Source organism: Micromonospora endophytica, assembly GCF_003236305.1.
GTDB lineage: Bacteria > Actinomycetota > Actinomycetes > Mycobacteriales > Micromonosporaceae > Micromonospora > Micromonospora endophytica.
On record NZ_POTX01000155.1, the window covers coordinates 1 to 14,616 of the forward strand.

Annotated in this window: 13 protein-coding genes; 7 read left to right on the forward strand and 6 right to left on the reverse strand. The window is 71.7% G+C overall.

Annotated elements, in window-relative coordinates; translation table 11 throughout:
* Positions 1-641, reverse strand: a 641-nt coding sequence (locus C1I93_RS20510; protein WP_146603541.1) for a serine hydrolase domain-containing protein, incomplete at its 3' end; no start/stop codon positions are given.
* A gap of 112 nt (positions 642-753) precedes the next feature.
* Here C1I93_RS20510 and C1I93_RS20515 point away from each other — a divergent pair.
* On the forward strand, positions 754-1,239 hold the full coding sequence (locus C1I93_RS20515) for a hypothetical protein (RefSeq protein ID WP_420811723.1): 486 nt from the start codon (positions 754-756) through the stop codon (positions 1,237-1,239).
* A 76-nt stretch (positions 1,240-1,315) separates the two neighbouring features.
* Here C1I93_RS20515 and C1I93_RS20520 read toward each other — a convergent pair whose 3' ends face one another.
* Positions 1,316-1,888 carry a DoxX family membrane protein gene (locus tag C1I93_RS20520; RefSeq protein ID WP_181445252.1) on the reverse strand — a complete coding sequence of 191 codons (573 nt, stop codon included), beginning with the start codon at positions 1,886-1,888 and terminating at the stop codon, positions 1,316-1,318.
* 277 nt (positions 1,889-2,165) lie between these two features.
* Between C1I93_RS20520 and C1I93_RS20525 the strand changes: the two genes are divergently transcribed.
* Both C1I93_RS20525 and C1I93_RS20530 read left to right on the forward strand, forming a co-directional pair.
* Complete coding sequence (locus tag C1I93_RS20525) at positions 2,166-3,026, forward strand: hypothetical protein (RefSeq protein WP_111244925.1); 861 nt, start codon at positions 2,166-2,168, stop codon at positions 3,024-3,026.
* Positions 3,027-3,301: 275 nt separating this feature from the next.
* Positions 3,302-4,564 (forward strand): hypothetical protein, encoded by a 1,263-nt coding sequence (locus C1I93_RS20530; protein ID WP_111244926.1) that lies wholly within the window; start codon positions 3,302-3,304, stop codon positions 4,562-4,564.
* A gap of 119 nt (positions 4,565-4,683) precedes the next feature.
* On the opposite strand, the gene C1I93_RS20535 is transcribed toward C1I93_RS20530, so the two are convergent.
* The gene (locus C1I93_RS20535) at positions 4,684-5,034 is read right to left on the reverse strand and encodes a histone-like nucleoid-structuring protein Lsr2 (protein WP_111244927.1); all 351 of its coding nucleotides are present in this window, start codon (positions 5,032-5,034) and stop codon (positions 4,684-4,686) included.
* A gap of 268 nt (positions 5,035-5,302) precedes the next feature.
* On the opposite strand from C1I93_RS20535, the gene lon reads away from it, so the two are divergent.
* Complete coding sequence (gene lon, locus C1I93_RS20540) at positions 5,303-7,639, forward strand: endopeptidase La (RefSeq protein ID WP_111244928.1); 2,337 nt, start codon at positions 5,303-5,305, stop codon at positions 7,637-7,639.
* A gap of 187 nt (positions 7,640-7,826) precedes the next feature.
* Here lon and C1I93_RS20545 read toward each other — a convergent pair whose 3' ends face one another.
* Together C1I93_RS20545 and C1I93_RS20550 are read right to left on the reverse strand one after the other, a co-directional pair.
* Complete coding sequence (locus C1I93_RS20545; RefSeq protein WP_111244929.1) at positions 7,827-9,524, reverse strand: DEAD/DEAH box helicase; 1,698 nt, start codon at positions 9,522-9,524, stop codon at positions 7,827-7,829.
* Between the two features lie 123 nt (positions 9,525-9,647).
* Positions 9,648-10,514, reverse strand: a complete 867-nt coding sequence (locus tag C1I93_RS20550) for a hypothetical protein (protein ID WP_223256280.1) — start codon at positions 10,512-10,514, stop codon at positions 9,648-9,650.
* A 132-nt stretch (positions 10,515-10,646) separates the two neighbouring features.
* Here C1I93_RS20550 and C1I93_RS32630 point away from each other — a divergent pair, with 132 nt between their 5' ends.
* The gene (locus C1I93_RS32630; RefSeq protein ID WP_309148209.1) at positions 10,647-10,820 is read left to right on the forward strand and encodes a LuxR C-terminal-related transcriptional regulator; all 174 of its coding nucleotides are present in this window, start codon (positions 10,647-10,649) and stop codon (positions 10,818-10,820) included.
* A gap of 46 nt (positions 10,821-10,866) precedes the next feature.
* Here C1I93_RS32630 and C1I93_RS20560 read toward each other — a convergent pair whose 3' ends face one another.
* Complete coding sequence (locus C1I93_RS20560; protein WP_111244931.1) at positions 10,867-11,808, reverse strand: hypothetical protein; 942 nt, start codon at positions 11,806-11,808, stop codon at positions 10,867-10,869.
* A gap of 293 nt (positions 11,809-12,101) precedes the next feature.
* Here C1I93_RS20560 and C1I93_RS20565 point away from each other — a divergent pair, with 293 nt between their 5' ends.
* Both C1I93_RS20565 and C1I93_RS20570 read left to right on the forward strand, forming a co-directional pair.
* Positions 12,102-13,058: a DUF5715 family protein gene (locus C1I93_RS20565; RefSeq protein WP_111244932.1), complete on the forward strand. Its 957-nt coding sequence runs from the start codon at positions 12,102-12,104 to the stop codon at positions 13,056-13,058.
* A gap of 3 nt (positions 13,059-13,061) precedes the next feature.
* A partial coding sequence (locus C1I93_RS20570) for an asparagine synthetase B family protein (RefSeq protein ID WP_111244933.1) occupies positions 13,062-14,616 on the forward strand: 1,555 nt, incomplete at its 3' end.

Genomic DNA, 14,616 nt, shown 5'->3' on the forward strand with positions numbered 1-14,616 from the left:
GCCGGGGGCGGCTCGACGATCCGGCTCACCCGGGGCAGTTCCGATGCCGGCAGCCCGATCCAGAAGTCCAGGCCCAGTGGCGCGGCGATCTCCTCGGCGAAGTAGTCGCCGAGGCTGCGCCCCGAGACCCGGCGGACGACCTCGCCGACCAGCCAACCGTAGGTGAGGCCGTGATAGCCGTGGGCGGTGCCGGGTGTCCAGACCGGAGCCTGCCGGGCCAGGGCGCGCACCACGGGATCCCAGGACCGGATGTCGGCGAGGGAGACCGGGGTGTCCAGGGCGGGCAGGCCCGCCTGGTGCGACAACAGCCACCGCACCGGGATGCCCTCCTTGCCCGCGGCGGCGAACTCCGGCCAGTAGGCGGCTACGGGCGCGTCCAGGTCGAGTTCCCCGCGTTGGGACAACAGGTGGGCGCAGGCGGCGGTGGCGCTCTTCGTCGTCGAGTAGACCACTTGCAGGGTGTCCTCCCGCCAGGGACGGCCGGTGTCGGGATCGGCCACGCCAGCCCAGAGATCGACCACCGGTCGTCCGTGGCGGTACACGCAGACCGCCGCCCCCACCTCCCCGTGGGTGGCGAAATTTCGGGCGAACACCTCGCGTACGCCCTCGAATCCCGGTGCCACCGTGCCCTGCACATCCATCACTGCCGCTCCTCCCTGTCGATCGAACGCTCGGCAGGCTATCCGGACCGATGGCGGCAGGCAACCCGGACTACTTTGGTCAGGATCTCCTGACATAGTTATCCTCCCCTGCATGCAGATCCAGCTGGATGAGGTGCCGGGGCACGCCGGCTCGCTTGTCGTACGGCTGCCGGACGGTGCGTTGGTGCCGGCCGACCAGTCAGGGGCCGACGCCGTCGCGGTGCGGGCCCACTGCTCGTGCGGCTGGAGCGGAGCCGGCGACTATCCGCCCGGCGAGACGGGTCGGATGTCCGCGACCTCGGACTGGGTCGCCCACATGAAGCCGTTCTGGGCCGCCGCGCCGCCGGCCTGGCTGGTGAACCGCTCCGACAGCCTGCGCGACAGCGTCGCCGAACTTGCCGGCGCCTGGCCGTTGCAGGCGCTTGCCGTCCTCGCCCAGGTCGAACGCTGGCAGCAGGATCTGGTCACGGCGGCGGTCACCGAGGCGCGGGCGGCGGGCAGATCGTGGGCCGAGATCGGCGCGGCCCTCGGCGTCACCAAACAGTCCGCCCACGAGCGCTTCAGCAACCCCACCCCCAAACCCAGGAAGCGCCCCTGACGCGCGCCCTCGACTGCGCACGGTGCGGCGGGCGTCACCGGGGGGTGACGCCCGCCGCGCGGGGAGGGTGATCAGGTCAGCGGAGCCAGCCGAAGCGCTTGACGATCGGCAGCCGGGCCCAGGTGCGGCCGAGGCCCCAGGTGTCGCCCGCGTTGGTCACCGCGATCAGGGCGAGCACCCCGGTGTACACCAGGTGGTCGTCCATGAAGGGGTTGTTCTCGGGAGGCAGGACGGCGGTCCACATCAGCACCAGGAGCAGGCCACCCGCAGCGGCGGCGACCCGGACGCCGATGCCGAGCAGCAGCGCGGTACCGATCGCGGCCAAGCCGATCATGAACAGCCAGTCGGCCCAGGCGGCACCGGCGATCCCCTGGTAGAGGTCCTGGAAGGGGCCAGTCGCGCCGAAGGTCAGGAAACCCTTGGTCGGGCTGCCCCCGTTGATCCAGGCGTTCTTGCCCTCGGTGGCGAGCCCCAGGCCGAACAGCTTGTCCAGGAAGGCCCAGAGGAAGATCCAGCCCAGTGCCAGGCGGAGCCCGGCGAGCAGGTAGCGGGCGGCCCGCGTCCCGGTGGCCCTCTCCCGAACGGTCCCGGCCCCCGGGGTGTTGGTGGCGGCGGTGTTCCGCTCCATCATGGCGGTCATGGTCTCCACGTCCCTTCGCTGCTTCGCACCGCGGTCCCGGTGGCATCTTCATTGGACGCCTGCGGGGTGGGGCGCCGGCAGGGCCGACCGGGCCGGGACCGGACGGGACCTTGGACCCCTCTGTGCCGGGACCATCCGGCCGCACCCGTCGACTTCTTCGGGCCCCCCGCGAAGGCGGCGGGCAGCGGCCGACCGTGCGGACGGCGGGCAGACCACCACGAAGGCGGCGGGCATGATCGCCCTCCTAGACTCGAGCGGTCGGCGGCAGGATTGAGTGGGGACGACGATGACCAGTGATGAGGGCTCCTGGCTGTCGATGGTTGCGGCCGGGGCCGGACGTGGCGACGTGCTGACTCACGCGGGGCGGCGGATGCACCTCGGACTGCGGTTGGTTGATCTGGTCCGGCGTCGTCCACCCGGTCTCACCGGCCATCAGTGGAACACCGCCGGCCGCACGCAGCTCGACCTGGTGGTGTGTGCGCAGGAGACCGGTCGGCCGGAGTTCGCCGTGGAGTTCCGGCCGCCACCGCCCGACGCGCCCGCCCGCCGTGCCGAGCGGGTCGTGAGTTCCGTCGCCGCCGCCGTTGGTCTACCGGTGCTGCGGATCGTCTCGACCACCCTGCGGGCCGCCGAGCACGGGCCGGCGGTCGTCGCGTACGTCATCGATGCTCGGCGGTACGCCGAGGGCGCGGCCGGATTGGACATCGCGGCTGTCGGTTTCCGCGACATCGTGGGCCGGCTGCCCGACGGGCGGACCGGCCCGGTGAACGACCTCGGCGCGCTCGCCCGGGCCGAGGCGGTCGAGGCGTACGTGGCGCGCCGGCTGGCCGACCCGATCCTGCGCGGGCTGCACGTGTCCTGGGTGCACGGCCCGGCCGAGGGCTGGAGCTGGGTGGAGGCGCGTCCCGGCGAGTGCTTGGTGGAGCGGGTGTCGGTGCAGGCGCACCGACTCGCCCTCGGGGTGGACCCGGCGCGCTTCGCCGAGGACCTCGCCGCCCTGGGGATCGGGGACCGGCTCCGTCGGCCTGATCTCGGCGGGAGGACCCTGCTGCCTCGGGAGGAACTGCTCGGCGACATTCGGCGGCTACGGGATCGGCGGGCCGAACTCGTGGACGACTTCGCCTACGACCATCTTTGCCAGGACTGAAGCCCGCCCGACGGCGGGCTCGGGTAGCGGGTGCCGGCGGCCCGAAAAAAATGTCAGGTTCTTTGAACCTCCGTCACGCCGGCCCCGTACCTCACCGGGAATGGACAGGATCTCGCCACCCCGCACCGGCAGGCGCGGGAGACGGTGCGGAAAGGGCATCGTCGGTAGTCGACGTGCCACCGGCGCGTTCGGATGTCCGCCGAGCGTGCCACCACGATTCCGTTCGGTCCGTCGAGTCACGAATCAGGTACCGGATCGAGAAGGAGAGCAATTCGATGCGCAGGTCCCCCCGGTCGCGCCGACCATCCGGTAACGCGCGGACCAAGCGACTTCTGGCCGTCGGTGCCACGCTCGCCGTTTTTGGTGGCGTGGTCGCCGTGACCCAGATCTCGTCGGCCGGTGACCGACGGCCCAACAAGCAGACCCGGCCGGTATCGGCCGAATGCGTGGCGCCGAGCCCCGGCGCCACCGCGCCGACGGCTCGCGGTGCCACCACCACCCGTACCTTCCAGAACGGTCGTTGGGTGACCAACCACTGGGGCGACGGGCAGCAGACCGTGGAGGAGTGCCAGGAGACCCGCAACGGCACCGGCGGCGCGACCACCGGCGCCGTGGCCGTCGCCTGCCCGGATGTGGTGAGCCGGCTGCCGCAGGTGCCCGACCGGGCCCGTGCCGAGGTGGACCGCAACCTGGCCCAGTTGCAGACTCAGATCACCGAGGCCGACCAGCGCCTCGCCGCCGAGGGCAACAAGGGCGAGGCGTTCATCAACAACACCATCCTCGGCCCGCTGGCCAGCAAGCGTCGGGCGACCCTCGACCGGATCACCATCGCCATCGACCGGTTCGGCCCCCGGCCGCGCGGTCTGGCCGACCTCGCCACCTGCCAGGTCCAGCCGGTCAACAACAACAACGGCGGCAACACCGGCGGCAACAACGGTGGGAACAACGGCGGCGGCAACAACGGCGGGAACAACCCCAACAACGGCAACAACGGCCTTGAGGTGCTCGCCAACAACTGCGAGAACAGCCAGCTCCAGCCGCACGACGGTTTCCAGAACGGCAACCGCTGCATCAGCACCGCCTTCGGTGAGGTGGGTGCCGCGGCCAACAACCCGTCGTTGCTGATCACCGAGTTCCCGCAGCAGGTCAACCAGAACCAGGGCTTCACGTTGCGGGTCAGCACCCGCAACCTCGTCCGGGACCGCTTCCTCCCGGCCGGCCAGGGTGGCTACTACCTGGAGAGCTCGCTGCTCAACGGTGAGGGGCTGACCCGCGGTCACTTCCACACCGCCTGCCGGATGCTGAACAACACCAACGAGGCCCCCGCGCCGGAGCCGGTGCCGGCATTCTTCGTCGCCACCGAGGACGGTGGTGGCGGTCGCCAGCCGGACAGCGTGGTCATCCAGGTTCCGGGTCTGCCGCAGTCCGGCACCGCGCAGTGCGCGGTCTGGGCCGGTGACGGTTCGCACCGCATCCCGATGGCGGAGCGGGCCAACCAGACCCCCGCCTTCGACGCGGTGCGGATCCAGGTCAACTGATGCGCTGACCGACACGAACTCGTGGGGCCGTCCGGAATCACTCCGGGCGGCCCCACGACGTTTCTGGCGGCGTACGGTGCGCCGGACCCACCACCGGGCGGTGGTGAGCCCGGTTCGACTCAGCGGTTCTTGTACGCCTCGACCACCTCGACCGGGATGCGACCCCGCTCGGAAATCTTGTAGCCGTTGCTGACCGCCCATTCCCGAACGGCCCGGTTCTGCTCGCGGTTCATTCCCGGTGTGGTCGCGCCGCCGCCACCGCGTCGAGGGCTCCGGGTAGCCTCCGCACCGCCACGGCCGAGCCGACGGCCGGCATTGATAAACGGGTCGAGCGCCTTGCGCAGGACACCCGCGTTCTCATCAGAGACGTCAATGGTGTAGGCCACGCCATCCAGGCTGAACTCGACCGTCCGGTCGGCCTTTCCGCCGTCGAGGTCGTCGGTAAGGACCGTGATTACTTTTCTTGCCATTGCCGATTACTCCTTGTGTTCGGGGGGTGTGGTCAAATTTTGACGCATCGGTCGGCAATTGCGCAACAAAAGCCATGTGTTACCGCCCGCGTTTTGCGTGACGCCGAAATCCCGATTCCGTGACGGGCCGTCGGGATGTCGGGCGACTGTCGCCGGTGGTCGGGTCCGACCAAGCGTTGCTTCGTGTCCTGAGTCACAACGAGGAACACCGGTGGCTCGTCTCGCCTTGAGCCTGACACGCTCAACTCAACGCGATAGTAGGTGTTCGATGGCAACCTTTCCGGTACTTCCACTGACCGACGCCGTGCTGCTGCCCGGCATGGTCATCCCGGTGACCCTCGACCCGACCATCCAGGCCGCCGTCGACGCGGCCCGCGCCACCGGTGACCGCAGGCTGCTCGCCGTGCCCCGCCTGGACGGCGAGTACGGCCCCGTCGGCGTGATCGCCACCATCGAGAAGGTCGGCCGGCTGCCCAGCGGCGAGCCGGCGGCCGTGATCCGTGGCCTCGTCCGCGCCCGCATCGGCTCCGGCGTGCCCGGCCCCGGCGCGGCGCTCTGGGTCGAGGCGACCGAGGTCGACGAACCCGCCCCGGCCGGCAAAGCCCGGGAACTCGCCCGCGAATACCGCGCCCTGGTGACCTCGGTGCTTCAGCAACGGGGTGCGTGGCAGGTCGTCGACGCGGTGGAGCGGATGACCGACCTGTCCGAACTGGCCGACTCGGCCGGCTACGCGCCCTGGCTCAGCCTGGCCCAGAAGACCGAACTGCTGACCGCGCCGGACGTCACCGCCCGGCTGGAACTGCTCGTCGGCTGGGTCAAGGAGCACCTGGCCGAGCAGGAGGTCACCGAGCAGATCAACGCCGACGTCCGGGAGGGGCTGGAGAAGTCGCAGCGGGAGTTCCTGCTGCGCCAACAGCTCGCCGCGATCCGCAAGGAACTCGGCGAGGACGCCCCGGACGGCTCCGCCGACTACCGGGCCCGCGTCGAGGCCGCCGACCTGCCCGAGCAGGTACGCGACGCGGCGCTGCGCGAGGTCGGCAAGCTGGAACGGGCGAGCGACGCCTCCCCGGAGGCGGGCTGGATCCGTACCTGGCTCGACACGGTGCTGGAGATGCCGTGGAGCACGCGTACCGAGGACAACACCGACCTGGCCGCGGCGCGGGCCGTGCTCGACGCCGACCACGCCGGACTGTCCGATGTGAAGGACCGCATCCTGGAGTATCTCGCGGTGCGCAACCGGCGCGCCGAGCGTGACCTCGGCGTGGTCGGTGGCCGCGGCTCCGGCGCGGTGCTCGCCCTCGCCGGTCCGCCCGGTGTCGGCAAGACCAGCCTCGGCGAGTCCGTCGCCCGGGCGCTCGGACGCAAGTTCGTCCGGGTCTCCCTCGGCGGCGTCCGCGACGAGGCCGAGATCCGGGGACACCGGCGCACCTACGTCGGCGCGCTGCCCGGCCGGATCGTGCGGGCCCTGCGCGAGGCCGGCTCGATGAACCCGGTGGTGCTCCTCGACGAGGTCGACAAGCTCTCCGTGGGGTACGCCGGCGACCCGGCCGCCGCCCTGCTGGAGGTGCTCGACCCGGCGCAGAACCACACCTTCCGGGACCACTACCTGGAGGTCGACCTCGACCTGTCCGACGTGCTCTTCCTGGCCACCGCCAACGTGGTGGAGGCCGTCCCCGGACCGCTGCTGGACCGGATGGAACTGGTCAACCTGGACGGCTACACCGAGGACGAGAAGGTCGCCATCGCCCGCGACCACCTGCTGCCCCGGCAGCGGGAACGGGCCGGGCTGACCGCCGACGAGGTCGACGTGGACACCTCCGCGCTGGGCCGGATCGCGGGGGAGTACACCCGGGAGGCCGGCGTACGACAGCTGGAACGGGCCCTCGCGAAGATCATGCGCAAGGTCGCGGTCGCGTTGACCGACGACCCGGCGCCGGTCCGCGTCGGCGCGGACGACCTGGTCCGCTACCTGGGCCGGCCGAAGCACACGCCGGAGTCGGCGGAGCGGACCGCGGTGCCCGGCGTGGCCACCGGACTGGCGGTCACCGGCGCCGGGGGCGACGTGCTCTTCATCGAAGCGACCAGCATGGAGGGTGACCCGGGGCTGACCCTCACCGGTCAACTCGGCGACGTGATGAAGGAGTCGGCCCACATCGCCCTCTCCTACCTGCGCGCCAACGGCCGCCGGCTCGGCCTGGACCCCAATGCCCTCGCCGGGCGGCGGATCCACCTGCACGTGCCAGCGGGCGCGGTGCCCAAGGACGGCCCCAGCGCCGGCATCACCATGGTCACCGCCCTGGCGTCACTGGTCAGCGGTCGGCCGGTCCGCCCCGAGTTCGGGATGACCGGCGAGGTCACGCTCTCCGGCAGGGTGCTGCCCATCGGCGGGGTGAAGCAGAAACTGCTCGCCGCGCACCGGGCCGGACTGACCGAGGTGATCATCCCGGCCCGTAACGAGCCAGACCTCGACGACCTGCCCACCGAGGTACGCGAGGCGCTGACCGTGCACACCCTGGCCGACGTCGCCGACGTACTCGCCCTGGCGCTGCGCCCGGCCGAGATCGACCCGGCATCCCTCACCGACGACCACCTCACCGCCGCCTGAGGTGCAAGGAGGGGGCCCTTGTTAACGCATTCTGCATAGCAGGGGCCCCTTCTTAACAGAAGTTCCCCGCGAACCGGCGCCACCGTTCAGGCTGGCGTCGGTTCGCCGCACCACGTGCCGACAGGGTGAGAAGGGTTCCCTTCTATACACGAGGCGTTAATAGGGGACCCCTCCTTACACCACACCGTCAGTGGGAGTCGTCGCGGTCGCGGCGGACGGTGACCTTGCGACCTTTGATGGTGCTGCCGCGCAACCCGGCGATCACCTCGTCGGCTACCGCGATCGGCACCTCGACCAGGGAAAACCGGTCGGCGATCTCGATCGAGCCGATGTCCCGGCCCCGGATGCGGGTTTCTCCGGTGATCGCACCCACCAGATCCTGCGGGCGTACCCCGGCGCGCCGGCCGAGGCCGATGAAGACCTGGGTGGTGCCGCTGGTGCGGGGGCGCGACGGGCGGCGCTCGCCCCGGGCCTCGTACGCCGGGCGGGTCTCGCGGGACGGGCGGACCGCGACCTGCGGGATCTCCTCCTCGGCCTCCTCGGTGCCGGGCAGGGTGGCCTCGTGCGCCAGCTTGACCGCGGCGAGCGCCACCTCCATCAGGTCGAACTCGTCGCTGAGCGTCTCGACGATCACCCGGAAGGAATCCAGGTCGTCTTCGAGCAGGCTCTCCCGCAGCGCGGCCTGGGTCAGTTCCAGCCGGCGGGTACGCAGGTCCGCCACGGTGGGGATCTTGTCGATGGTGATCCGTTGCCCGGTGACCCGCTCGATGGTCTTGAGCATTCGGTGTTCCCGCGGCTCGGCGAGGGTGATCGCCACCCCTTCCCGGCCGGCCCGGCCCACCCGGCCGATGCGGTGCACGTACGACTCCGGCGCGGACGGCACGTCGTAGTTGACCACGTGGCTGAGCTGCTCGACGTCCAGCCCACGGGCCGCGACGTCGGTGGCGACCAGCAGGTCGGCGGTGCCGGAACGCAGCCGACCCATCACCCGGTCCCGCTGTTCCTGGCTCATCCCGCCGTGCAGCGCCTCGGCCCGGTAGCCGCGCCCGTTCATCGTCTCGGTGAGCCGGTCGACCTCCTCCCGGCTGCGGCAGAACACGATCGCCGCGGTGGGTGACTCGACATCCAGCACCCGGCCCAGGGCGGCCGGCTTGTGCGCCCGGGCGACCAGGTACGCGCTCTGCCGCACCCGGGGCGCCTCGCCTGCCACCGGCTGCTCCCGGGCGATGAGGATGCGTACCGGGTCGGTCAGGTGAGCTCGGGCCATCCCGTCGATCCGGGCCGGCATGGTTGCCGAGAAGAGCACCGTCTGCCGCTGCTCCGGGGTGTGCTCCAGGATCGCCTCGATGTCCTCGGCGAAGCCCATGTCGAGCATCTCGTCGGCCTCGTCCAGCACCACCGTGTTGAGGTTGCCCAGCCGCAGCGTGCCCCGGGCGATGTGATCCAGGGCCCGACCCGGCGTGGCCACCACCACGTCGACCCCCATGTCCAGGGCCCGCAGCTGCCTGCCGATCGGCTGCCCGCCGTAGATCGGCAGCACCCGGGTCCCGAGGTCCTTGCCGTAGCGGTGGAACGCCTCGGAGACCTGCACCGCCAACTCGCGGGTGGGCACCAGCACCAGCGCGAGCGGATCCCCGTCGGAACGGTGCGCGGGCATCCGGTTCAGCAGCGGCAGGGCGAACGCGGCCGTCTTGCCGGTCCCCGTCGCCGCCTGCCCGAGCAGGTCCTGGCCGGCCAGCAGCGGGGGGATCGCCTCCCGCTGGATCGGCGTGGGCTCCTCGTAGCCGAGCGCGGCGAGCGCGGCGAGCAGCTCGGCTCGCAGGCCGAGGTCCGCGAAGAGTGGCGAATCGGTGATGTGATCCGGGGGTACGGGCGTGGAACTCATGGGGTCAAGCCTTTCATCACGTCCTTACCCGCGCTGCGGCGACCACCGGACATGTGGGCGGGACCGCCACGGTGGCCCTGCCGTACGACCTACGGCCCACCCGGCGGCCCCGGGTTGCCTGCGTCAACTGGTGAGTATCGCCATGATGATGGTGATTCCCAGCACGGCGTCGAGGACGGCGCACCACTCGGCGTAGGCGCGTGGCACCACCCGGCGGGTGCGGTGGTGAATCCAGTCCCAGCCGGAGTGGGCCAGCCAGCCGAGTGCCACGAGCCACTGCCCGACGGTGCCACCCGAGAGCGCGGCGACCAGGGCCAGCGCCGACCAGACCACCAGGCCGACGAGCTGGGTCCGCAGGTTGCCACGCCCGCGCCACTGCCGGCGGACGGTGCCGATGGCCAGGTAGCCGGCCGGCAGGACCAGCAGGGTGTACGCGCCCAGCAGTGCCGGTGAGGTCAGGTTGTCAGCGGTCATCAGCAGCGCCAGCCCAGCCGGCCAGCGGTGCGCCAGCATCCGCGCCAGCGGGTGTCGCGGAGCGGGGCGGGTGACCGGGTGCCGGGCGTACTCGGCACGCCGCCGCAGCACCGCGGCCGCCATCGCCGGCACCATCAGCAGGTGGACGCCGGCCAGCAGGGTGTGCTCGTCGAGCAACCCGATCTGGTACGGGACGAACAGCAGCACGACCGGCGCGTACATGGCTGACACCAGCTCGCCGATCGCGGCGGCGGAATGCCCCCGGTACGCCATCCAGAACGCCATGCCGGCGCTCATGTCGGTGGCCATCAGCAGCGCGCCGACGCCGGGTGACGCCGGGGGCAGCCCGAGCGCCGTACCGAGTGCGGCCCGCGCCGGACCGAGCAGCAGCATGCCGGCGACCATGGCCAGCGTCATCTCCAACAGGTGCCGCAGCAGCGGCCGGGACCGGAGGTGTCGCGCCGGCCCGGCCGGGTGTCCGGGAATTGTCGGGGCGGCGGAGGTCAGCTCTGTCATGCCACCGAGCGTCGTGGCGGGCGGGCGCGGGGACCAGCCACCCGGTGTCACCGGTCGTCCGGGCGCGACGCCCGGCCGGACCGGGCACACCGCTGCTTCCACCGGTACGACGACCGCCCTACCCTGACGGTCGTGGTGCTGGCCTGCTCGACCCCGACGACCGTGGTGCCGGACGCCACCGTCGCCCGCCGGGCGCACCTCTCCGCCGGCACGGTCCGCAACTACCTGGCCATCGCCGTGCAGAAGCTGGGCGTCGACAACCGCGCCGAGGCGGTCCGCCTCGCCCGGGAACACGGCTGGCTGTGAACCCGGCTGGGCGGGACCCGGTCGGCGAGCCGGTGCCCGGTCGGACTCAGTCGCAGTGGGCGGTCATCGGCCGGGGCAGATCGTCGAAGTCGTCGCCCCAGGGCAGTTGGCCGACGACCGTGCCGTCCTCGTCGATCGCGATCGGCTCGACGGTCCGGCCGGAAACCGTGGGCAGTACGGTGATCACCGTGCCGTCCTGCCAGACGGTGGTGCCGTCGCCGGTGCCGAGCACCTGCCCGGCCGAGTTGACGTCGACGGCAGACGCGTCGGGAACGACGCGTACCAGATCGCCGTCGGTGGCGTTCCATTCGAGCAGGTCCGGGCCGCTGCTACCGACGATCGTGTCGCCGCTGATCGCGCGCGGAAACACGTTGGTGAAGGAGGAGGGGCTCGCCAGCGTGGTCCAGGTGCCGTCGGGATGCCGGACCAGGCCGGCGTGGGGACGGGTCGAGTCGATCACTGCCCACGCGATGATGGTGCCGTCGGCGGCGATCCCGGTTGGCTCCGCGTAGCCGGCGAACGGGCCGGTGAGCAGCTCATAGGTCCCGGGTGCAGCGGCCGGCCAGCGGATCAGCCGGCCGTAGTTCAGGGTGCCCAGGATGTCGCCGTTGGCGGAAACGTCGGTGGCCGTGCCGGAAGTGCCGGCCGGCACCGGCAACGGCTCCCAGGCGCCGGAGACCCAACGACCCGGACCACGGCTGAACAGACCGGTCGCCTTGTCGCCGACGACGACGCCCGCGTTCACGTCGCGTGCCGTGATCCCGGCACCGAGCACCTCGACGGTGGAGCCCTGCCAGCGGATCGCGTTGCCGAGATCGTCCGTGCCGACGTAGCTGCCGTGCCCGTCGGAGGCGTGCACCGTGGCCCAGCGTGCGCCGGTGGGCAGCGGCAGGTCGCTCCAGGCGCAGTCGGCGTCGGCTCTGGCGGGCGCGGCCCAGGTCAGGGCAAGCCCGATCGCGACGCAGGTGAGCGTGGCGATGCGACGCATCCGTATCATTCGTCCCCCATTCCGAGTGATCGTGATCGAACTCTATTGCATCGATGCGACGTTCGCGGTCCCGTCGGACCGCGCATCGGTCGGCTCGACGGGCCGGCTGCCGACGTCGCGACGACCGGTCGGGGGCTTCGCGTCCGGATGGCGGTCGTTCGAGGGGTCGAGGCGTGTCCTGACCTCTTCCGAGGAATAAGGGAGGCTTGTTCGGACTCCTCCCTTCTCGCGTGATTACGGTGTCGCAGAGGGTGACATACGCCGTGATGTCGCGACGGAGAGAGGACCCGACCATGCGTGTGCCCAGCCGTAGCCCGAGACAGCAACCGGGCCCACCAGCCCCGGCCCGCCGCCGCGCGCAGGCCGGACGGCCGCAGCCGACCGCCACCGTCGCGCCGGACCTGGCGGCGTACCGTGCCGCCGTGGCCGACCTGCTGGTGGAGGTCGGCGCGCTGACCGGGGCCGGCAGCACCAACGCCCGTCAGGTGCTCATCGACCAGCGACTGCGCGAACCGGCCATCGCCGCGGTGCTCGACGCCACCGCGCAGGGGCTGGTGGGCGCGCGGGAGACCCTGCTGCTGGAGATGGCCCGCTACCAACCCAACGCCCGCAGCTCGGCCGGTGACCTGACCGCGCTCATCCGCATCTATCTGCTCTCCCGCATCGACGTGATGTGGTGGCGCGACGCGACGATGTTCCGCACCGACGTCGAGGTGCGGCACACCCCGGAACTGGTGGACCTGGAGTGGCTGCGCCGCCGGGATCTGCTGCGCTTCCGCTACACCGAGCAGCCTCGCACGATCATTGGCCGGGGCGTACGGGCGCTGCGCCGCCGGGTCGCGCCGGACGCCACACCGCGCACCGCCGGCCTGCTGTTCCGCCACGCGCGCCGGGAAATCATCGCGCTGCTCAACGACATCGGCCGCGAGTTCGCCGCCGCCGCGCCGGCGGGCACCGGGCCGCTCTGGGTGACCAGCCTGGTGCGCAGCGCCGAGCACCAGCACCGGTTGCGCCGCCTCGGGTACGCGGCGATGGTGCCCAGCGGACACTGCCTGGGCTGGGCGGTGGACGTGGAGATGGAGTGGTTCCGCCGCTTCGGCGCCCGGGACGTGCTCGCCGAGCTGCTGCTGCACCGGCAGCGGGCCGGTGAGATCAACGTGGTCGACGAGGGCCAGGCCTGGCACATCTGCCTGGCGCCCGCCGCGACGCTGCGGCTGCGCCGGGCCTACGAAGCCGAGATGGGGATCTGAGCGATGTGCGGCATCGTGCTCAGCCTCGGCCCCGAGGCGGACCCGGCGATCTTCCGGCGGATGCTCGGCACACTCACCCCGCGCGGCGAGGTCACCGAGACCCGGTACGAGACGGGCCTGCTCGCCGGTACCCGACGCCTGCGGGTGGTGGACCGGGACCGGGCGGTGCAGCCCTGGGTCTCGGCCGACGCGCGGTGGCTGCTCTGCTACAACGGCGAGGTCTTCAACCACCACCAGCTGCGCGCCGAGTTGACCGAGCTGGGCCACCACTTCCAGAGCACCAGCGACACCGAGGTGGTGCTCGCGGCCTTCACGCAGTGGGGTGAGGCGATGGTGGGTCGGCTGCGGGGCGAGTACGCCTTCGCCATCGTGGAGCGGGCCACCGGGCGGGCGTACCTGGTTCGTGATCCACTCGGGGTGAAGCCGCTGTACTGGTCGCGGACGCCGGGGTGCCTGCACCTGGCCAGCGAGGTCAAGGCGCTGGTCCGAATGGGCGCACCGGTGGTCGAGGTGCCGCCGGGCCACCACGGCTGGGTCGACAGCGACCGGCAGGTCCAGCTGCGCCCGTACGTCGATCTGCTCTCCCTCGGCGCGTCCGCGCCGCCGGTGGCGGACCCGGACGAGGCCGCCCTGCTCGTCCGGGCCGCCCTCACCGACAGCATCCAGGTGCGGCTGGACACCGACCTCACCGTGGGCGTGGTGCTCTCCGGCGGGCTGGACAGCTCGCTGGCGCTGCTGCACGCCGCGCAGCTGCACCCGGACTGCGTCGCGGTGACCGTCGGTGTGCCGGAGAGCCCCGACGTGGCGTACGCCCGACGGCTGGCGCGTGATCTCGGCGTGCCGCACGAGGTGATCGAGCTGCGCCCCCGCGACATCCGGCTGGCCGACGTCCGCGAGGCGATCCGGATCTCCGAGCTGACCGAGTACGGCGACATCATCAACGCGGTGGTGTCGGTGCCGATCTTCCGCCGGCTGGGGGAGCTGGGGGTGAAGGTCGCGCTCACCGGTGACGGTTCGGACGAGCTGTTCGGCGGCTACCCGATGTACCACGAGGTCGGGCCGGAGGCGTCCCGCCGGCTCTTCCTCCACAAGATCCGCAACCTCTGCCGTACGGAGTTGCAGCGGGTCGACCGGACCAGCATGGCCTTCGGCGTGGAGACCAGGGTGCCCTTCCTCGACCTGGCCCTGGTCGAGCTGGCGATGCGGCTGCCGATCGAGTTGAAGATGCGCGACGGCCAGGAGAAGTGGATCGTCCGTCGGGCCTTCGCCGACCTGCTGCCGGACTACGTCCGGCGGCGCCCGAAGAACCCGATGTCGTACTCCTCCGGGCTGCACGAGCGGGCCCGGCTCTACAAGCCGCTTTTCGCCCGGCTGCACCGCTCGTTCGGGTATCACCTGCTGGAACCGGTACGCCGCGACTTCGACAGCGTGCTGACCCGCTGCGACAACGACCTCGACGCCGCCATCGCCGCCGGCCGGTCCCGCCCCGACTACACCCTCCTGGAACACGCCCGCGACCTGGTAGGCGCCGCCCGCTGGAACACCACCCCGCTGGTCC

What these genes read in the sequence shown, in the direction of transcription:
- C1I93_RS20550 (WP_223256280.1), bottom strand. Translation starts at nt 10,514, where the DNA reads ATGACAGAGCTGACCTCCGCCGCCCCGACAATTCCCGGACACCCGGCC.
- C1I93_RS20515 (WP_420811723.1), top strand. Translation starts at nt 754, where the DNA reads ATGCAGATCCAGCTGGATGAGGTGCCGGGGCACGCCGGCTCGCTTGTC.
- C1I93_RS20565 (WP_111244932.1), top strand. Translation starts at nt 12,102, where the DNA reads ATGCGTGTGCCCAGCCGTAGCCCGAGACAGCAACCGGGCCCACCAGCC.
- C1I93_RS20535 (WP_111244927.1), bottom strand. Translation starts at nt 5,034, where the DNA reads ATGGCAAGAAAAGTAATCACGGTCCTTACCGACGACCTCGACGGCGGA.
- lon (WP_111244928.1), top strand. Translation starts at nt 5,303, where the DNA reads ATGGCAACCTTTCCGGTACTTCCACTGACCGACGCCGTGCTGCTGCCC.
- C1I93_RS20560 (WP_111244931.1), bottom strand. Translation starts at nt 11,808, where the DNA reads ATGCGTCGCATCGCCACGCTCACCTGCGTCGCGATCGGGCTTGCCCTG.
- C1I93_RS20530 (WP_111244926.1), top strand. Translation starts at nt 3,302, where the DNA reads ATGCGCAGGTCCCCCCGGTCGCGCCGACCATCCGGTAACGCGCGGACC.
- C1I93_RS20545 (WP_111244929.1), bottom strand. Translation starts at nt 9,524, where the DNA reads ATGAGTTCCACGCCCGTACCCCCGGATCACATCACCGATTCGCCACTC.
- C1I93_RS20525 (WP_111244925.1), top strand. Translation starts at nt 2,166, where the DNA reads ATGACCAGTGATGAGGGCTCCTGGCTGTCGATGGTTGCGGCCGGGGCC.